The sequence below is a fragment of the Zhihengliuella halotolerans genome (genome assembly GCF_004217565.1).
GTDB lineage: Bacteria > Actinomycetota > Actinomycetes > Actinomycetales > Micrococcaceae > Zhihengliuella > Zhihengliuella halotolerans.
Genome location: NZ_SHLA01000001.1, coordinates 3,481,154 through 3,499,078, shown reverse-complemented (window position 1 = coordinate 3,499,078; position 17,925 = coordinate 3,481,154). Strand labels below are relative to the sequence as shown.

At 68.1% G+C, this 17,925-nt stretch carries 16 protein-coding genes, 1 tRNA gene and 1 other RNA gene; 8 read left to right on the top strand and 10 right to left on the bottom strand.

Annotated features, from left to right (window positions below; genetic code table 11):
- Window positions 1–287 precede the first annotated feature (287 nt).
- Together EV380_RS16145 and EV380_RS16140 are read right to left on the bottom strand one after the other, a co-directional pair.
- Entirely contained in the window at window positions 288–1,808 is a 1,521-nt protein-coding gene (locus tag EV380_RS16145; RefSeq protein ID WP_130451971.1) for an NCS2 family permease, read from the bottom strand.
- A 14-nt stretch (window positions 1,809–1,822) separates the two neighbouring features.
- A complete protein-coding gene (locus EV380_RS16140; protein ID WP_130451970.1) occupies window positions 1,823–2,311 on the bottom strand; it encodes a nucleoside deaminase in 489 nt (162 codons plus the stop codon).
- 388 nt (window positions 2,312–2,699) lie between these two features.
- Here EV380_RS16140 and aceA point away from each other — a divergent pair, with 388 nt between their 5' ends.
- Window positions 2,700–3,998: an isocitrate lyase gene (gene aceA, locus EV380_RS16135; protein ID WP_102158466.1), complete on the top strand. Its 1,299-nt coding sequence runs from the start codon at window positions 2,700–2,702 to the stop codon at window positions 3,996–3,998.
- A gap of 76 nt (window positions 3,999–4,074) precedes the next feature.
- Entirely contained in the window at window positions 4,075–5,712 is a 1,638-nt protein-coding gene (gene aceB, locus EV380_RS16130) for a malate synthase A (RefSeq protein ID WP_130451969.1), read from the top strand.
- Between the two features lie 90 nt (window positions 5,713–5,802).
- Here aceB and EV380_RS16125 read toward each other — a convergent pair whose 3' ends face one another.
- Window positions 5,803–6,375, bottom strand: coding sequence for a hypothetical protein (locus tag EV380_RS16125; RefSeq protein WP_130451968.1), 573 nt, complete (start codon window positions 6,373–6,375; stop codon window positions 5,803–5,805).
- A 92-nt stretch (window positions 6,376–6,467) separates the two neighbouring features.
- A complete protein-coding gene (locus tag EV380_RS16120) occupies window positions 6,468–8,597 on the bottom strand; it encodes a S1 family peptidase (protein WP_130451967.1) in 2,130 nt (709 codons plus the stop codon).
- 373 nt (window positions 8,598–8,970) lie between these two features.
- Here EV380_RS16120 and EV380_RS16115 point away from each other — a divergent pair, with 373 nt between their 5' ends.
- Entirely contained in the window at window positions 8,971–9,699 is a 729-nt protein-coding gene (locus EV380_RS16115) for a DsbA family oxidoreductase (protein WP_242607668.1), read from the top strand.
- A 79-nt stretch (window positions 9,700–9,778) separates the two neighbouring features.
- On the opposite strand, the gene EV380_RS16110 is transcribed toward EV380_RS16115, so the two are convergent.
- Both EV380_RS16110 and EV380_RS16105 read right to left on the bottom strand, forming a co-directional pair.
- Window positions 9,779–11,215: a sugar porter family MFS transporter gene (locus tag EV380_RS16110; RefSeq protein WP_102158517.1), complete on the bottom strand. Its 1,437-nt coding sequence runs from the start codon at window positions 11,213–11,215 to the stop codon at window positions 9,779–9,781.
- A 167-nt stretch (window positions 11,216–11,382) separates the two neighbouring features.
- Window positions 11,383–12,018 (bottom strand): LytR C-terminal domain-containing protein, encoded by a 636-nt coding sequence (locus EV380_RS16105; protein WP_130451966.1) that lies wholly within the window; start codon window positions 12,016–12,018, stop codon window positions 11,383–11,385.
- Window positions 12,019–12,282: 264 nt separating this feature from the next.
- On the opposite strand from EV380_RS16105, the gene EV380_RS16100 reads away from it, so the two are divergent.
- The 3 genes from EV380_RS16100 to EV380_RS16090 all read left to right on the top strand — a co-directional run bounded on the left by EV380_RS16100 (window position 12,283) and on the right by EV380_RS16090 (window position 13,994).
- Window positions 12,283–13,308, top strand: coding sequence for an isopenicillin N synthase family dioxygenase (locus EV380_RS16100; RefSeq protein WP_130451965.1), 1,026 nt, complete (start codon window positions 12,283–12,285; stop codon window positions 13,306–13,308).
- A 45-nt stretch (window positions 13,309–13,353) separates the two neighbouring features.
- Window positions 13,354–13,632, top strand: coding sequence for an ArsR/SmtB family transcription factor (locus EV380_RS16095; protein WP_130451964.1), 279 nt, complete (start codon window positions 13,354–13,356; stop codon window positions 13,630–13,632).
- A 116-nt stretch (window positions 13,633–13,748) separates the two neighbouring features.
- Window positions 13,749–13,994 (top strand): SRPBCC domain-containing protein, encoded by a 246-nt coding sequence (locus EV380_RS16090; RefSeq protein ID WP_242607666.1) that lies wholly within the window; start codon window positions 13,749–13,751, stop codon window positions 13,992–13,994.
- 16 nt (window positions 13,995–14,010) lie between these two features.
- Here EV380_RS16090 and EV380_RS16085 read toward each other — a convergent pair whose 3' ends face one another.
- The 4 genes from EV380_RS16085 to EV380_RS16070 all read right to left on the bottom strand — a co-directional run bounded on the left by EV380_RS16085 (window position 14,011) and on the right by EV380_RS16070 (window position 16,694).
- The gene (locus EV380_RS16085; RefSeq protein ID WP_130451963.1) at window positions 14,011–14,865 is read right to left on the bottom strand and encodes an SDR family oxidoreductase; all 855 of its coding nucleotides are present in this window, start codon (window positions 14,863–14,865) and stop codon (window positions 14,011–14,013) included.
- Window positions 14,865–15,425: a hypothetical protein gene (locus tag EV380_RS16080; protein ID WP_130451962.1), complete on the bottom strand. Its 561-nt coding sequence runs from the start codon at window positions 15,423–15,425 to the stop codon at window positions 14,865–14,867. The genes EV380_RS16085 and EV380_RS16080 overlap by 1 nt, the downstream gene beginning before the upstream one ends.
- A 112-nt stretch (window positions 15,426–15,537) precedes the next feature.
- Complete coding sequence (locus EV380_RS16075; protein WP_102158473.1) at window positions 15,538–16,377, bottom strand: Rieske (2Fe-2S) protein; 840 nt, start codon at window positions 16,375–16,377, stop codon at window positions 15,538–15,540.
- Between the two features lie 232 nt (window positions 16,378–16,609).
- A tRNA-Ser gene (locus EV380_RS16070) sits at window positions 16,610–16,694 on the bottom strand.
- Window positions 16,695–16,841: 147 nt separating this feature from the next.
- On the opposite strand from EV380_RS16070, the gene ffs reads away from it, so the two are divergent.
- Both ffs and gluQRS read left to right on the top strand, forming a co-directional pair.
- An RNA gene (gene ffs, locus EV380_RS16065) (signal recognition particle sRNA small type) lies at window positions 16,842–16,938 on the top strand.
- Between the two features lie 36 nt (window positions 16,939–16,974).
- Window positions 16,975–17,925 carry a tRNA glutamyl-Q(34) synthetase GluQRS gene (gene gluQRS / locus EV380_RS16060; protein ID WP_130451961.1) on the top strand — a complete coding sequence of 317 codons (951 nt, stop codon included), beginning with the start codon at window positions 16,975–16,977 and terminating at the stop codon, window positions 17,923–17,925.

Here is a 17,925-nt window from a genome sequence, read left to right as displayed (position 1 = left end):
CATCGTCAATCGCCGTGAGCGATCTGGCCCTTCGACCAGGCAATACATCCACCCATGGTGGCCATCCTCCTCCAGGAGCCGCGTCAGGTCACCGGACGCGGTGGGAATGAAGCCGACGACGGCGTTCGCCGCCGTCGGACGCCACGGCGGCCCGAACGGGCCGCCGGAACAGGTCCGTCATCGATCTCTCGAATCATGGAAAAGTCTTTTCATTGGTCTGAAAAGTAAAGTCCATGCCCCCGCCGGTGTCAAGGGTCACACGCCCCGTGACGGTGCGGGCGGGGCGCCTACTCGAGGAAGACCGTGATGGGTCCGCGCGCGAAGTAGACCAGGAATCCGACGGCCACGACCCACATCAGCGGGTGGATCTTCTTGTAGCGGCCGGCAGCGGTGTTGATGACGACCCACGCGATGAAGCCGACGCCGATGCCGTTGGCGATCGAGTAGGTCAGCGGCATCGTCACCAGCGTCAGGAACGACGGCAGAGCTGTCGAGAACTTCTTGAAATTGATCTCGCGGATCTGCGTGCACATGAGTGTGCCGACCAGCACCAGAGCTGCGGCGGCGACCTCGATGGGGACCACCGAAGTCAGCGGCGTGAAGAACATCGAGACGAGGAACAACGCCCCGGTGACCACGGCGGCGAGCCCGGTGCGGGCGCCCTCGCCGATACCGGCGGCCGAATCCACGTAGACCGTGTTCGAGGACGAGGAGCCCATGCCGCCGGCGACGGCGCCGAGGCCCTCGACGACGAACGCCGCCTTCAGGCGCGGGAACGTGCCGTCCTTGTGGGCCAGCCCGGCGTTCTTCGCGAGGCCGGTCATCGTACCCATGGCGTCGAAGAAGTTGGTGAAGACCAGCGTGAAGACGAGCATCGTCGCGGCCAGCACGCCGATCCGCGAAAACGCGCCGAACAGGTCGAACTCGCCCGCCAGGCTCAGGTCAGGCACCGCGACGATCTGCCCCGAGAGCACCGGGGAGTTCAGGTGCCAGCCGTGGGGGTTGGCGTCGGAGGCCGGACCGATCTTGAACACGGCCTCGACGACCGCGGCGAGCGCGGTGGCGACGACGATGCCAATGAGGATCCCGCCCTGGACGCCGCGAGCCACGAGCGCGCCCATGATGAGCAGCCCGACGACGAAGATAATCGTCGGCACGGAGACGATGGAGCCGCCGTCGCCCAACTGGACGGGTGGACCGCCGGGCGTGCGGGTCACGAAGCCGGAATCGACGAACCCGATGAACGTGATGAACAGGCCGATGCCGACGGTGATGGCGGCCTTGAGGTCCTTGGGGATCGCCCGGAAGATCGCTGTCCGGATGCCCGTCAGCCCGAAAATGACGATCAGCACGCCGTTGATGACGACGAGGCCCATGGCCTCGGGCCAGGTGACGTCCTGGATCACGGAGACGGCCAGGAAGGAGTTGATGCCGAGGCCGGCGGCGAGGCCAAACGGCAGGTTCGCGACGAGGCCGAAGAGGATGGTCATCGCGCCGGCGGTCAGGCCCGTCATGGCCCCGACCTGCGCGGCCGGGAGCCAGCCGCCGGCCGCATCGACCGGGGCCGCGTCGGGGCCGAACCCGCCCAGGATGAGCGGGTTGAGGATCACGATGTAGGCCATCGTGAAGAACGTGACGATGCCGCCGCGGAATTCGCGCGACAGCGTGGATCCGCGCTCGGTGATGCGGAAGAACTTGTCGACAACGGCGCTCGCGGGCCCGCCACCGGGGGGCGGGGAACCGGCGTTGGCCCCGCGGCTCTTGCCGGTGTCCCGCGGCTGCGGCTGCGAGTGATCGGTGATAGCCATGGTTCAGCCCCGCCTCAGTAATCGATCCGGGTCTCGAGGTCACTCCAGGCACGGAAGGGCGCCAGATGCTCCTCCGGACCCGCCCTGCGACGCTCGACGGGCATGAGGCTCTGGTCGCCGTCGGGGTCGAAGTAGCCGTAGAAGACGGCGTCGTCGAAGCCGGCGCTGGCCGCATCGTGGCGGTCGGCGGCGAAGACGACCCTGTCGATCCGCGCCCAGAGCGAGGACGCGAGGCACATGGGGCACGGCTCGCAGCTGGAGTACAGCGTGCTGCCGCTCAGGTCGAAAGTGCCCAGAGCACTCGCGGCGGCGCGGATGGCCACCACTTCGGCGTGGGCGGTCGGGTCGTTGTTCGCGGTGACCCGGTTGACGCCGGAGAACGTGCGCCCGTCGGGGGCGACGACGACGGCGCCGAACGGACCGCCGTCGTTGTGGACGTTGGTCGTGGCGATGTCGATGGCCATCGACAGATAGTCGTGGCCGGTGGGGGTGTTGACGCTCATCGTGCGACTCCTCGAGTTCGCGACGTGCCGGTCAGAGGACCCCGAAGGCACCAGCGGCGACCCGAGCTCCGACACAGCCCGTCGGCTGAAAAGGATTGGTTTAGCGCCCGGTAGATAGCGACCCGAAACCGCGGGTGCCCGCCATAGACAAGTTGAGAGTAGCAGTCTGATGTGGGATACACCACAGTTTTTTGGAAGCAACTTCTTGCATCACGGAATCTTCAAGCCCCGGAAACGACTTCTTAATTTCTGCCGCTTTCCGCAAGAAACGCATTTCTTTACAGGAGAAAGCACTAGTTTTGGGGTTGCATCTGCAGAAAAGTGGCTTCTACGACGAGAACAGCGGAAGACAGCGAGGTCTTCCGAACTCGAAGCAAAGGAGCACACGATGAGTGAGAACACCGCCAGCAACCGCACCGAGCAGCTCAAGCTCGAGTGGGATGCGAATCCCCGCTGGAACTCCACGACCCGCGACTACACGGCCGAGGACGTCGTCAAGCTCCAGGGAACGGTCCGCGAAGAGCACACCCTGGCCCGCCGCGGCGCCGAGAAGCTGTGGAACCAGCTCACCACCGAGGCCCCGACCGGCGGCTACACCAACGCCCTCGGCGCCCTCACCGGCAACCAGGCCGTCCAGCAGGTCAAGGCCGGCCTCCGCGCCATCTACCTCTCCGGCTGGCAGGTCGCCGCCGACGCAAACCTCTCCGGCCACACGTACCCGGACCAGTCGCTCTACCCGGCGAACTCGGTGCCGCAGGTCGTCCGCCGCATCAACAACGCGCTGCTGCGGGCCGACCAGATCGAGCACGCCGAGGGCATCAGCACGGTCGAGGACTGGCTGGTCCCGATCGTCGCCGACGCCGAGGCCGGCTTCGGCGGTCCGCTCAACGCCTACGAGCTCATGAAGTCGATGATCGGCGCGGGCGCCTCCGGTGTTCACTGGGAGGACCAGCTCGCGAGCGAGAAGAAGTGCGGCCACCTCGGCGGCAAGGTGCTCATCCCGACCCAGCAGCACATCCGCACGCTGAATGCGGCCCGCCTCGCGGCCGACGTCGCGGAGACCCCGAGCGTCATCATCGCCCGGACCGACGCGGAGGCTGCCACCCTCATCACCTCCGACGTCGACGAGCGCGACCAGGAGTTCATCACCGGCGAGCGCACGGCCGAGGGCTTCTACAAGGTCCGCAACGGCATCGAACCGTGCATCGCCCGAGCCAAGGCCTACGCCCCCTACTCCGACCTGATCTGGATGGAGACGGGCACACCCGACCTGGACCTGGCGCGGCGCTTCGCCGAGGCCGTCAAGGCCGAGCACCCCGACCAGATGCTCGCCTACAACTGCTCGCCGAGCTTCAACTGGCGCAAGCACCTCGACGACGCGACGATCGCCAAGTTCCAGCGCGAGCTCGGCGCGATGGGCTTCACGTTCCAGTTCATCACCCTGGCCGGCTTCCACGCCCTCAACCACGAGATGTTCGACCTGGCCCACGGCTACGCCCGCGACGGCATGACCGCCTACGTCGACCTCCAGGAGCGCGAGTTCGCTTCCGAGGCCCGCGGCTACACCGCGACCAAGCACCAGCGCGAAGTCGGCACCGGCTACTTCGACGCCATCTCCACGGCGCTCAACCCCGAAGCGTCCACGCTCGCCCTGGTGGGATCCACCGAAGAGGGCCAGTTCCACTGATCTTTCTCTCCGAGCACGACGGCGGCGGCTCGCCCGCCGCCGTCGTCTCCCCCGACGTTTTCTAAGGACTCTCATCATGAACTCCCCCATCACCATCAACGGAATGACCCTGTCCGGCCCACCGGTGTGCGACCAGGAGCGCATCATGACCCCGGAAGCCATCGACTTCCTCCGGGAGCTGCACACCCGGTTCGACGGCCGGCGGCTGGAACTGCTGCGGGCCCGCGAGGAGCGCCGCCGGTCGATCTCCCGCGGTCGAGACCCGAAGTTCCTGCCCGAGACGCAGCACATCCGCGAGGACTCCTCGTGGCAGGTGGCGCCCATCGCGCCGGGCCTCGAGGACCGTCGCGTCGAGATCACCGGGCCGACCGACCGCAAGATGACGATCAACGCCCTGAATTCGGGCGCCAAGGTCTGGCTGGCGGACATGGAGGACTCGCTCACGCCAAACTGGCGCAACGTGATCAAGGGCCAAGTCAACCTGCAGCGCGTGCTCGACCGCCGCATCGACTTCACGACGGAGGAGGGCAAGGAGTACCGGCTCTCCGGTGAGCAACTGACCGACCTGCCGACGATCGTTGTCCGACCGCGCGGCTGGCACCTGCCCGAGAAGCACTTGACGATCGCCGACGCGCCCATGGCGGGCGCCCTCGTCGACTTCGGACTGCACTTCTTCCACAACGCCAAGCGGCTGATCGAGATGGGCCGCGGTCCGTACTTCTACCTGCCAAAGCTGGAGAGTCATCAGGAAGCGCGCCTCTGGAACGACGTGTTCGTGTTCGCCCAGGACTACATCGGCATCGAGCAGGGCACGATCCGGGCCACCGTGCTGATCGAGACGATCACCGCGGCGTTCGAGATGGAGGAGATCCTCTACGAGCTGCGCGAGCACGCGGCCGGCCTGAACGCCGGGCGCTGGGACTACATCTTCTCGGTCATCAAGAACTTCCGGGAGCGCGGCCCGCGGTTCGTGCTGCCGGACCGTTCCATGGTGACGATGACAGCCCCGTTCATGCGCGCCTACACCGAGCAGCTGGTGCGGGCCTGCCACCGCCGCGGCGCGATGGCGATCGGCGGCATGGCGGCGTTCATCCCGAACCGCCGGGACGAGGCGGCGAACGCCGTCGCCTTCGAGAAGGTGACCGCCGACAAGACCCGGGAGGCCAACGACGGCTTCGACGGCTCATGGGTGGCCCACCCGGACCTGGTGCCGGTGGCCCGCGAAGTGTTCGACGGGGTGCTCGGCTCGGCGCCGAACCAGGTGTCCCGCCTGCGCGAGGACGTGACCCCGGACGACGTGGCGCTGCTGGACGTGGCCAGCACACCGGGCCTGATCACGGAGCACGGCGTGCGCAGCAACGTGGAGATCGGCATCCGCTACATCGAGTCCTGGCTGCGCGGCAACGGCGCCGTGGCCCTGCAGAACCTGATGGAGGACGCCGCGACGGCGGAGATCTCGCGCTCCCAGCTGTGGCAGTGGATTCAGCAGGGGGCGGTGACGGACGACGGCGACGTCATCACCCGCGAGTACGTTCAGGAGCGGACCGAGGACGAGTTCGGGCGCATCGAACGGTTCGACGGTGATCGCTTCGACGAGGCCCGGGAGATCTTCGAGGCCTCCGCCCTGGCGGAGGACTTCCCGGACTTCCTGACCCTGCCCGCGTACAACAAGTACCTGTGCCGGTCGCGCAAGGAGCAGTTGCAGAACGCCTGACGCGCCCGCACGACACGAACGTGGCGGCGGATCCCCTCTTCTGGCAGAGCCGGGGGTCCGCCGCCATCAGTGTGTTCGGCGTCGTTCTGTTCAGTAGGTCTTGGCCGGGCCGCCGGTCGGCTCGAACTCAACGTCCACGTCGCCGGCGATGCTCGCGTCAAAGGCCACGGCGATCTGATCCGCGCTCCCGGGCGCGACGCCGACGACGATGCGCTCACCGACGGCGTCAATGGAGATCCGCCCGAGGGCCCCCGGCGCCCCGGGCTGCCCAGCGCTCCACGCCATGACGGAACGAGCGGCGTCCATGAGATCGGCCTCGCTGAAACGGACGAGGTGGGAGGTGGCGCCCGACTCCGTCACGATCGCGGCGGCATCCTCCGTGGTGACGGCCACGTGCAGCGTGCCGTCCTCGATCCAGCTCTGGCCGAAGGCCTCGACTCCGACGGACTCTTTGATCCGGCTGCTCAGCACGGTGAGCTCGCCGCTGCGCTTGTGTGGTTCCACGACAGCCTCCATGGGGATATCGGGCTGCACCTCAGCGCTCCGCCGGGGTTCCTCGCTCTCCATCCCGGCAACGGCAGAGCCGCCGCACCCGGACAGTGCTGCTGCGGTCAGGCCGAGGCCTGCCAGAGCAAGTGCTTTGGTGGTTTTCGAGCGTTTCACGGCTCTCTCCTCCTCGGCTGATATTCCGGGTGCGGCGGCTCGCCGCGCCCCGCCGCCGAAACGGCGGGGCTATTCAGTTAAGGGTACGCCTGTCAGTGACGGCGTGCCGGACGACGCAGCATCAGCAGCAGCGCACCGGCCGCGGCCATCGAACCGCCAAGTGCCGCGGCGACCTTCATGCCGTTCGATGCACCGGTATCGGGCAACCGGCCCCCGCCACCGCCGTCGTCGTCCTGGGTCGGCTTCGGCGCCGGAGCCGAGGTGGTCGGCTTCTCCGAAGGCTTCGCGGAGTCACTCGGGGTCGTGGACTCCGAAGGCTTCTCCGACGGTTCCGCCGATTCGCTCGGGTTCTCGGACGGCTTCGAGGACTCACTCGGCGACTCCGACGGTGGTGCGGACTCCGTCGGCTTCTCGGTAGGGGTCGGCTCGGCCTCGACGACGAGAACGGAGTGGCCAGTCACACCGGACGTGCTGAAACCGTTGCGCGCCTGCACGTTGAACCGGTAGGTGCCCGGTTCATCGGGTGCCGGGATGGCGAACGATCCGTCGCGCTTGACCGGATAGGCCGCCGGGGACTTGCCCGTGGAACGGACGACCACCTGGGTCCCGGACGCAGCGTCGGCGACGACACCGGAGATGGACTCACCGGCTTCGACCTCTTCCCCGTCGGAGACCGAGGTGATCTCCGGCGACTCGAGATGCAGTCGCACCGAGTAGTCGTCGGTGTAGCTGAGCCCGTCGACAAGGCCCGTGCCGAACGTCATCGAATCGCTGCCACCGCTGATCACGCCGATCGCGACGGTGCCGGAAATCATCGATCCGCCCGAGTCGCCCTCGGAGGCCTCCAGATCGTCCGAGCTGAAGCCCTGGACGGCCCGGATGTCGTTCTCGTCGTTCTCGTAGTCGTGGCCGGCGATGAAGAAGACGCCAATGCCTTCGATCGTCCCGCACGTCCAGCCGGTGGTGCGACCGGACTTGCATACTTCGGCTCCGATGACCGGCTCCGCGACGTCGGTCACGCTCGGCCCGGCCTCCGTGATGTCCGGTGCGGTCGACCAGTCGGAGACCGTCGCCTGCGGAACCAGTTCCGGGTTGATGTCGTCGATCACGGCGATGTCGGTGCCCACATTGTCGGGCTCCGGGTAGGTGGATGGGCTGTGGCCTGCGCCGCCGAACTGCGAGAATCCGAAGCTGCCCAAAACCTGTGCGGGACCGTTGAAGTTATCTGGTTCACCCTGCTGGTCCAGCAGATTCAGTGGTCCAACGACGTCGCCGTCGTTGCTGCAGTGACCGGCGGAGATGACGGCGTCGTTGCCAGCGGCATCGAACCCGGTGAAACCGGTCGAGCAGACGTCCCAATTGACGCCGTCCGCAGACTGGCCGAATGGCATGCCCCCGACGAGGTCGTTCTCACCGAACGGCTCGGCCGGGCCCGAGACGGCCTCCACGACGACGTTCGTGTACTGGTCGGCGAACTCTTCGGCGGACGCTCCCGCAGAATCGGAATTTTGATCCGCAACGTCCGCCGGACCGGTTTCCTCGAGGTCGCCCGTCCGGATCACGAAGCGGCCGCCGTCGGTCGTGATCGACTGCAGGTTCGCAAGCCCGAATTCGGCGGTGTATGCCGCGATCAAAGACTCTACGGAGCCGGCCGCGACGGCCCGCTTCTGCGCGGCAGACTTGTCCGAAGTCTGCTGCCCGCTATGAGACGGCACGGCCTCCGGAGCTGTGGTCTCGGCTTCGGCCTGCGCGTCGGCTTCCACGGCGTGTTCGGTGCTGCGGAGCTCGACGTCGACGTCGACGCCCTCCGTGAGGTCCTTCAAGGCAGCCTTGGCGGCGTCCAGCTGATCGGGGTCGGCCAACGCCAGTACGCGGTCTCCCTCGACGACGACCTCGATCGTCAGATCCTGGTCGGCGAGCTCGGCCTTGAGCTCCGCGGCGGCTTTGGCGACCTCCCCTGCGGCGAAGAATTCCTCGAGTGACGTCCCCAGGTCGCGTTCGACGGCCTCCTCGAGGCCCTCCGGATCCGGTAGTTCCGAGCTCTTCTCGCTCTTCGGCGAGATTTCCACCAGTTCGGGGGAGATGCCGGAGTTGTTTCCGGACGGTACCGCGGCAGTCGGGGCCGCGCCCGCCGGGGCGGCGACAAAGGCGGTCCCGAAGACGAGGGCCGTGGCGGCACAGGCAACGCTGGTGCGCTTCCAAAAATTGTGTGAGGCGTGCATCGGCACTGTCTCTTTCTGTGTCGTCTCGCGGCACAGCTGAAGGACCTGTGCGTGCGGGCCTGCGAGTGATGGTCGTCCCTGCGTTTTGAACACTATTGGATATAACGGTCGCGGAGCAACATGTTGAGCAAAGTTTTCGTGCCGTTGAAGATCGAAGCAATGCCTGATGAAGCCGTATTCGACCGCCACCCCCTGGCGAACTCGGTCGTGGCCTCACGTTATGCCGCAAGGGATACCAAGACACTCATTGTCCCGTTCATGTGGAATTCACTTCACCCTCCATTGGGGGTCGCCGAGCATCAGACCGCTGCCGCACCATTCCGACACCCGTGGGCTCGGGAATGTGCAGGGCCGATCCGAGGTTGAACACGGCATGACAGCAGAATCCCCGCGCCTGAAGGTCGACATCTGGAGCGACGTCGCCTGCCCGTGGTGCTACATCGGCAAGCGCCGCTTCGAATCCGCCCTCCGTTCCGTCCCGTTTGAGGATCAGATCGACATCGTGTGGCACAGCTACCAGCTGGACCCGGACCTTCCCGCGCACTATGCCGGGTCTGAGCTCGACTACCTCGCAGAGCGGAAGGGGATGCCCCGCGACCAGGTGGCGCAGATGTTTGAGCATGTCGCCGCACAGGCCGCAGCCGAGGGCCTGCACTACGACTTCTCCGCCCTCAAGGTCGCCAATTCGTTCAGCGCCCACCGCGTCCTGCACCTGGCCGCCGAATACGAGTTGGCCGACGAACTCAAGGAAGCCCTGCTCTCGGCGCACTTCGAGCACGGGCGCGACATCGGCGATCGCGACGAGCTGATCGCTCTGGCGACCGGTACCGGCATCGCCCTCGACGACGTCGTGCGGGTTCTCGACTCCGACGAGTTCACCGACGCGGTGCGCGAGGACGTCGCATCAGCCCGACGGCTGGGCATCACGGGCGTGCCGTTCTTCGTACTGGACGGCAAGTACGGGGTCTCCGGCGCGCAGCCGGCCGAGACCTTCGCTCGCGCCCTGGAGCAGGCCTACGGCGAGCTGACCCCGCTGACGATGGTCGGTGGCGCAACTTCGCCCGCCGATGGCCCGGCGTGTGGCCCGCAGGGCTGCGACTGACCGCTCAGGCTCAGACGACGGTGGCCGCCGTCCGCGTCGATACGCGGGCGGCGGCCACCTTTTTTGGGGCGGTGCGGGGCTACTTGTGCATGTCCTCGAGTTCCTTGCCCTTGGTCTCCTCGACGAAACGCCAGACGAAGAAGAAGGACAGAACGGCGAACGTCGCGTACAGGCCGTAGGCGAGCGTGAGGCCGACCTCCGCCAGAGACGGGAACGTCTGGCTGATCAGGAAGTTCGAGGCCCACTGGGCGGCAGCTGCGACAGACAGCGCCGCGGCGCGCATCTTGTTCGGGAACATCTCGCCGAGCAGGACCCACACGACGGGGCCCCACGAGATACCGAAAGACACGACGTAGAGGTTGGCGCTGATCAACGCGACCACGCCCCATGCTCCGGGCAGGCTGACGACAGCCTCGCCGCCCGGCTCTGCTGCCGGGGTCACGATGGACTGGCTGAAGGAGACGGCCATGAGGATCAGCGTGACGGCCATGCCCGCGGAGCCCATGAGCAGCAGCGGCTTGCGGCCGATCTTGTCGACGAGCAGGATCGCGACGATCGTCACGAGTACGTTGACGATCGAGGTGACCACCGAGATCGTGAAGGACGCGCTCTCGTCGAAGCCCACCGACTTCCACAGGGAGGTCGAGTAGTAGAAGATCACGTTGATGCCGACGAATTGCTGGAACACCGAGAGCAGAATGCCGACCCACACGATCGGCAGGAGCCAGCCGCGCCCGCCGGTCAGCGTGTGCAGGCCCTGCTTGGTCTCGATGTTGATGGTCGCCTTGATGTCGGCGATCTTCTGTTCGACTTCTTCCTTGGTCTGCAGGCCGACGACTTCCACGAGCGCCTTGCCCGCTCGGGCGTAATCACTGATCGCGACCAAGTAGCGGGGAGACTCCGGCAGCCGCAGCGCCAGAATGCCGTAGATGATGGCCGGAATGGTCTCGGCGAGGAACATCAGGCGCCAGGCGTCCATGCCGAACCAGCCCTCGTTCGCCGCTCCGCCGGCGCTGCCCGCGATGAACGCGTTGGAGAGGAAGGCGACGAAGATGCCGACGACGATGGCCATCTGCTGCAGCGAACCCAGTCGGCCGCGGCTGTGCGCCGGGGAGACCTCAGCGATGTAGGCCGGGGCGAGCACGGAGGCCATGCCGACGCCGATGCCGCCGAGGAAGCGCCACAGGATCAGATCCGTCACGCCGAAGGCGAAGCCGGAGCCGATCGCGGAGATCGTGAAGAGGATCGAAGCCAGGACCATCGCCTTGACTCGGCCTTTGCGGTCCGCGATGGGGCCGGCGATCCAAGCGCCGACCATCGCGCCGAGGAGCGCGCAGGAGACGGCGAACCCGATCAGACCCGCGCCGAGGCCGAACGTTCCCTGGACCGCGTCGACCGTGCCGTTGATCACCGCGCTGTCGAAGCCGAAGAGGAAACCGCCGATGGCGGCGGCGACCGCGACGCCGATCACCTTCTTGGGAGTTTTGTGGGGGTGCGATACCGGTGCGTCAGACATGGCCGTCATGTTATCCGGGTTTCGTGACGGTGAGAATGGCGTCACATCACGATTCGGCGTCGCATCCCGCCTCCCGCAAGGCATCGCGGGCGGCGGTCCGGATCAGGCGTGAGGCATGTCATGCCCGCGGATGTCGCGTCGACGACTCAGTCCGCGACGTCTGACGTCTACTCGCAGGCCAGGGGGCCGGGCTCGCGATCGAGGTCGGCCGCCTTCGTCACGCCGTCATACCCCTCCCCGACCAGCACGACGACGTGGCCGTCTCCGAGGCGGCCGTCGAACGCGTACGTGGACCCCGGCAGGTGCCGCTGCACGGTCAGTGCCTCGTCGCGACCGTCTGCGCCGCTGACGACGATCGCCGACACTGCGCCGCGGTTGCTCAGCTGCTGGTTGCCGACGCGGCCGGAGACGAAGCCGCGCTTCACCAGCCGGTCCCGCACATCGCCGGCCAGCCCGGCCTGCACCGACCCGTTGTACACATCGATCGTCACGTCGCCGTGGCTGAGGTACTCGAATTCGCCGGCGGGGCAGTCGTTGTCGTCCTGGGCCGCCACTGTCTCCTCGGGACCCATGGGCAGGAAGGGCAGCTCCACCTTGCGGGCGAGCACGAGGTAGGCCGTGATCCCCACTGCTACCACGAGGAGGAAAATGAACGTGAGGACGATCCCGTGCCACAGCCGGCGGCGGAAGTGTTCCGGGCTGTCGACGAGCTCGGGGTCGTGCGTCTCGGCCTTGATCTCCATCAGGTCGTCTTGCACGACGATGCGCTGGTCCTGCCACCGCCGTGGATCTTCGTTCTTCATTCACTCCCCTAGCGCTCTCATGCCACCGCGTACGACGACGTCGCGCGGCCGGCCGCTGCACCCGCCTACCGCTGAGCGTCAGTTTAGGGCGCACGAGTGGCGGAATCCGCAAACGTGACGTGACGCGCGCCACCGCGACCCCCGACGGGGCGTATGTTCTCGTAACGCACTCTCGTCAAGACCGTCGAAACCAGGCGTAACATCTGTCAATCCGGCGTCATACTCATGCAGGGCCGCGCAACAATCGGTCTTAACCTGACTTTTATGACAACGCCCCGTACCTCTGTCCCGGTGCTCGACCTCTCCTCCGCACGAGCCGCGGACGGCCGCTTCAACCCGGAATTCATCGACGCCCTGCGCGACGCCGCGCACCACGTAGGTTTCTTCCAGATCACCGGTTACGGCGCCCGCAACGGCCAGACTGCCGAGCTCCTCGACACGGTCGCGCGCTTCTTCGCGCTGCCCCTCGCGGACCGGCTCGCGCTCGACAACCGCAATTCCGCGCAGTTCCGCGGCTACACGCGGCTGGGCAAGGAAGTGACCCGGGGCCGGGCCGACTCCCGCGAGCAGATCGATTTCGGGCCGGAACGCCCCATCGTCGATCCGGTGCCGGAGGGGCGTTCTTTCTTCAAGCTCCAGGGCCCGAACCAGTGGCCCGCGTCGTTCCCCGACCTCGAGCGCGCCGCCACGGAGTGGGCCGGACTGATGAGCCGCGTCGGCGCGGAACTGCTCGCCGCGATCGCCGTCGCCCTCGGCCTCAACGAGGACCATTTCGACGAGCCGTTCGCCGACACTCCGGCCTGGATGGCCAAGCTCGTGCACTACGTGGGCGGTCAGGTCCCCGAGGCCGGAAACCAGGGTGTCGGCGCCCACGCGGACTACGGGTTCGTGACCCTGCTGCTGCAGGACACCGTGGGTGGGCTCGAGGTCCAGCCGTACGGTCAGGACGAGTGGATCACCGTCGAACCGATCGAGGGCGCGCTCGTGGTCAATCTCGGCGAAATGCTTGAGGTCGCGACGGACGGCTACCTGATGGCCACCATCCACCGCGTGACCGCCCCGCCGGCCGGCGTCGACCGCTACTCGGTCCCCTTCTTCTGGTCACCGCGCCTGGACGCCGTGATCGAGGAGGTCGAACTCCCGGCCGCGCTGGCGGCCGACGCCCGCGGGGTCTCCGACGACCCGGAGAACCCGATGCTCTCCTCCTACGGCGCCAACGTCCTCAAGGGTTTCCTGCGTGCGCATCCGGAGACCGCCGCCCGCCACTACCCCGAGCTCTCGGCCGGCTGACCGAGCCGGCGGGGCGGCAGACCTCGTCGTGCGGGCGCCCGCACGGTGCTGGACCGGCTCGGACGGGGACCGACGACCGTCGGCGAATTGGCGTCGCCGTTCGAGATGGCGCTGCCGTCCTTCATGAAGCACATCCGCCAGCTCGAGAAGTCCGGCTGGATCAGCACCCGCAAGACGGGCCGGGTGCGCATGTGCACACTCGAGCGGCAGCCGTTCGACGCCGTCGAATCCTGGCTCGACGAGCAGCGGAGGATCTGGGAGGAGCGTACCGACCGGCTCGAGCGCTTCGTGGCCACCCGAGACGACAAGGAGTCACCGGCATGAACAACACCTCAGCAGTCAGCAACGACCTGGACCTGACGGTCTCCCGCATCATCAAGGCCCCGCGCGTGGCCGTCTGGGACGCGTGGGCGAACCCGGCGAACCTCGCCCAGTGGTGAGTGCCCGAGCCCGAGGTCTGCCGCGTGCTCGACCTCGACCTGCACCCCGGTGGCTCCTTCCGCACCGAGCTCCGCCTCCCGGACGGCGGCTTCGGCCCGCACATCACGGGCTGCTTTCTCGCCGTCGACCCGCAGGAGCGGCTGGTCTTCACGGATGCGCTCGGCTTCCACGACGGCTGGGGCATGGTCGTCGCCCAGCTCGCGCGGTTCGTCGAGTCCCGGCGATCGGCCGAAGGCCGCGCTTGACCGCCCGGGCGCTTCGTCAGCGGGCCGCGAGCGAATAGTAGTAGTCGTGCAGCCGCCGCTCCCCGGTCGCCGCGCCGACGCCGTCGTGCTGAAGGCCCTCGGCGAAGAACCGGGCGAGCGACGCCGTGCGCGGCCCTGCCCGGTCCGCCGCCCAGACCCCGGCGCTCAGCACCGCCGGCGGAACCACGATCCACCGCGGTGTGGCCCCGAGCGCGTCGAAGGCCAGCTCGACGACCTCTCGGTAGGTGAACACATCGGGCCCGCCGACGTCCCACGCGCCCGTCTCACCCAGGCGGGCCACGCAGAACTCGGCGAGGTCGGCGCCGTGGATCGGCCGGATGCGGGTGTCCCCGGCGCCGACGCGCACGGCGATCCGGCGGCGGGCGAGATTGAGGATCGCGGTCAGGTCGGAGAAGTACGCGGAGGGGTTGACGATCTGGGGGTCAACGTCGCTCCGGGCCAGCGCCTGCGCGAACGCGGCCTTGGCCCGCATCAGGGCGGACGTGCCGCCCGCGGCGTTCATGACGCCGACGTAAAGGAACGAGGCGGTGCCGGCAGCCTCGGCGAGCTCCAGCAGGCGCAGGTTCGCGGCGTAGTCGATGTCCCACGGATCGGCCTTCTGCCGCGTCACGCCGAGCGCGGAGACCACGCGGTCCGCGCCCGCCATCGCCTCAGGCCCGAGGCGGGCCACGTCGCACTCCACCCACTCGTCCACGAGCCCGGCGAGCGCCGGCGCCCCGAACGCCCCGGGTGCCTCGGCGCGCGCGACGTCCCGGACGACCGCCCGCACGCGGTACCCGCCGGCGTGCAGCGCGGCCGCGAGGTGACGGCCGATGTAGCCGGTCGCGCCGGCAAGGAGGACCCTCTCCACTACGACGCCGGCGCCTCACCCGCGGCGGGTGCCTCGCCGTCGTCGTCCCGCGTGCGGCGGTCGACTTCGAAGAGAACCCAAGTGAGACCCGCGGCGCCGAGCGCCATGACGACGCGCGGGTGCCGTACTCCTCGGTTCGCGAGCGAGCGGTGGATGCCGGCGTCGATCTTCTCGCCGAGGAGCATCCAGCCGTAGGTCAGCACGCCCATGGCACCGCCGATACCGATGGCCGCGCCCGTGCCGGCGAGCTTCGAGTCCTCCGCACCGGAAGCCCCCGAGTCCCGCCCAGGTTCCGACGCGTCCTGATGCTGCACGCGTTCCGCCGACTCCGATGCCTGCGCGGCGTGCTCGGCCATCGCCTGGCGCATGCCGTGGTTCCACACCGCGCCGACCAGCACGCCCGTCGCCGCGGACAGAGCGCCACGCGCCACGCGGCGTGTGTCGGGCCGGAACGCGGACGGGTCGATGAGCGTGAGCGCCCCGGTGACCACCACCTGAATGGCGCCCGAGAGCGGTGAATAGGGGTCGAAGCGGGACGCCGCGGCAGGAGTATGTTTCATGCACTCCACGCTAGGGGACAAAAAACGCCGGGCGCGTCCCCCTGCGGGGTGAAACCGGGAGCCCCGAACCACGCCGGCCTCCTCCGGAGGGCGTACGCGGGACGGCATCTGTTCAGGCGGCGCGGAGTCGGACGTGGCCGTCGGAAACCTCGGCCTCGTACCGCGGCTGCCGGACGCTCGCTGGCCCGGCCAGCACCGCACCCGTGCGTAGATCGAACTCGCTGCCGTGCCACGGGCAGACGACGCAGCCGTCGCGCAGCTCGCCCTCGGCCAGCGGACCGCCGAGGTGGGTGCAGGTGTTGTGCAGCGCCAGGATCTCGTCGCCGTCCCGCAGGACCATGACCGGCTCACCGTCGACCTCCACCACGGTGGGCGCGCCGTCGTCGTAGTCGTCGAGGTGGCCGACGTCGACCCACTGCTCAGCCGGTTCCCGCCAGCCGGCGCGGCTGACACCCACCCCCTGGGCGTAGGACAGGTGCCCACCGAGGAAGCCGGCCGCGCTCACGAGCCCGAACCCGGCGAAGGAGAGGCAGCGACCCAGCCCGCGGTGACCCGCCCGCCGACTCACGAGCGACACGGCGTAGAGGAGCGTGGCCGCCGAGTTGGCGGCGGCGTGCACCAACCCGACGCGGCGCTCGGCGCCCATGGTGAAGGACCAGTCGTGCAGGCCGGCCGCCGCCGTGGGTACAGCGCCGAGAAGACCGGTGGCTACCGCGGCGTCCGCGGCGTCGTCGTACCCGCACACGTCCAGAACGGCGGCGGTGCCCCACGCCCCGATCGGGACGGCGACGAGAGCGGGATGAAGCGGGTGCCCGAGCGCTTTGCCGCTGAGGAGGTTGCGCACGCATTTCGGGGAGACCGCGGCCTCGACCTTCGCGGCCAGCGGGCCGGACAAGCGGTCGAGGTCTTTCCACTGCTCCAGCTTGGACAGGAGAGACTCGATGTGTGCCATGATCGTCATCCTTTCTCGCAGGCGCCTTTAGAAGGGGTGTCTCCTGTGAGTTTCTCGGCTGACGGCGTGGAAGGCAATGGTTCGGCGCGAACATCCGGCATTCACGCAGCAAGCAGGCCGGGCCGGGCCGGGCGTATCTTGTGGCCGCGAACCCTCCTCCCGGATTCGCGACGGAGAGGTTAAACAACAACGTCCCGGCCGCAGCGAACTGCGAACCGGGACGTCGTATCGGCGGAGGATAGGGGATTTGAACCCCTGAGGGCGTTAACCCAACACGCGTTCCAGGCGTGCGCCATAGGCCGCTAGGCGAATCCTCCAGGTTTGCTCAAAAATGAGCAGGTCCAACCATACCTGACAATCGGAGTATCCCCCAATCGCCACCACCTGCTGTGATGACCGCCACTCCCGGGGCGGTGGGGGCGCCTCGATTCTGGACGCTGGCCGGTTCTGGGCTACACTGATTTCTCGGCCCCTCATGTGGTGTCATCTCGCTGAACTCCCCCAGGACCGGAAGGTAGCAAGGGTAGGTGGGCTCTGGCAGGTGCATGAGGGGTCTTCTACTTTCCCGCCCCGTTTTCTTCGCGCAGGAGGGCCACCATGGGAGCAGGACGCTTCGCCCCGAGCCCCTCCGGCGAACTGCATCTGGGCAACCTCCGCACCGCAATCCTGTCCTGGCTCTTCGCCCGCTCAACCGGCCGTGACTTCCAGCTCCGCGTCGAGGATCTCGACCGCACCCGGGCCGGCGCCGAGGAAGTCCAACTGCGCGACCTGCGGGCGATCGGCCTGACGTGGGACGGCGTCGCCGAACGCCAGACGGATCGACTGGCCGGGTTCGACGGGGCCCTCGAGCGGCTGCGGTCCGCTGACCTGCTGTACGAGTGCTTCTGCACCCGCCGCGATGTCGCCGACGCGCCGCGCGCCCCGCATGCCGCCCCCGGGTCCTATCCGGGCACGTGCCGGGACCTCAGCGATACCGAGCGCGCCCGCCGTCGCGCCGAGCGCCCCGCCGCACTCCGCCTGCGGTCCGCGACGGAGACGTTCACCGTCGTCGACGCCCTCGTCGGCGAGTACGCGGGCGTCGTCGACGATTTCGTGGTCCGCCGCAACGACGGTGTGCCCGCCTACAACTTCGCCGTCGTCGTCGACGACCACCTGCAGGGGATCGACCAAGTCGTCCGGGGCGACGACCTGCTGCCGTCGACTCCGCGCCAGGCCTACCTGGCGACGCTGCTGGGCGCGCCCATCCCCGAGTACGCGCACGTCCCGCTCGTGCTGAACACAGACGGCCAGCGCCTCGCCAAGCGCGACGGCGCCGTCACCCTGGGTGACTTGTCCACCCCCTTCGAGGTCGACGGCGCCCGGTACGACGCCGTCGAGCCGGGTGAGGTGCGTGATGTCCTGTTGGCATCGCTCGGACTCCCGGCGGGCCCGCTCGAGCAGGCGCTCGACGCTTTCGACCCCGCGAACCTCCCCCGCGCGCCCTGGATTTTCGACTTTCCGTCCACCTTCGGGGATGCATCCACAGGCACCCCGCCCCGGCATGCATGA

Bases quoted from the DNA above. Each gene is read 5' to 3' on its own strand.
- EV380_RS16145 (WP_130451971.1), bottom strand. From the start codon at position 1,808: ATGGCTATCACCGATCACTCGCAGCCGCAGCCGCGGGACACCGGCAAG.
- EV380_RS16140 (WP_130451970.1), bottom strand. From the start codon at position 2,311: ATGAGCGTCAACACCCCCACCGGCCACGACTATCTGTCGATGGCCATC.
- aceA (WP_102158466.1), top strand. From the start codon at position 2,700: ATGAGTGAGAACACCGCCAGCAACCGCACCGAGCAGCTCAAGCTCGAG.
- aceB (WP_130451969.1), top strand. From the start codon at position 4,075: ATGAACTCCCCCATCACCATCAACGGAATGACCCTGTCCGGCCCACCG.
- EV380_RS16120 (WP_130451967.1), bottom strand. From the start codon at position 8,597: ATGCACGCCTCACACAATTTTTGGAAGCGCACCAGCGTTGCCTGTGCC.
- EV380_RS16115 (WP_242607668.1), top strand. From the start codon at position 8,971: ATGACAGCAGAATCCCCGCGCCTGAAGGTCGACATCTGGAGCGACGTC.
- EV380_RS16110 (WP_102158517.1), bottom strand. From the start codon at position 11,215: ATGTCTGACGCACCGGTATCGCACCCCCACAAAACTCCCAAGAAGGTG.
- EV380_RS16105 (WP_130451966.1), bottom strand. From the start codon at position 12,018: ATGAAGAACGAAGATCCACGGCGGTGGCAGGACCAGCGCATCGTCGTG.
- EV380_RS16100 (WP_130451965.1), top strand. From the start codon at position 12,283: ATGACAACGCCCCGTACCTCTGTCCCGGTGCTCGACCTCTCCTCCGCA.
- EV380_RS16080 (WP_130451962.1), bottom strand. From the start codon at position 15,425: ATGAAACATACTCCTGCCGCGGCGTCCCGCTTCGACCCCTATTCACCG.
- EV380_RS16075 (WP_102158473.1), bottom strand. From the start codon at position 16,377: ATGGCACACATCGAGTCTCTCCTGTCCAAGCTGGAGCAGTGGAAAGAC.
- gluQRS (WP_130451961.1), top strand. From the start codon at position 16,975: ATGGGAGCAGGACGCTTCGCCCCGAGCCCCTCCGGCGAACTGCATCTG.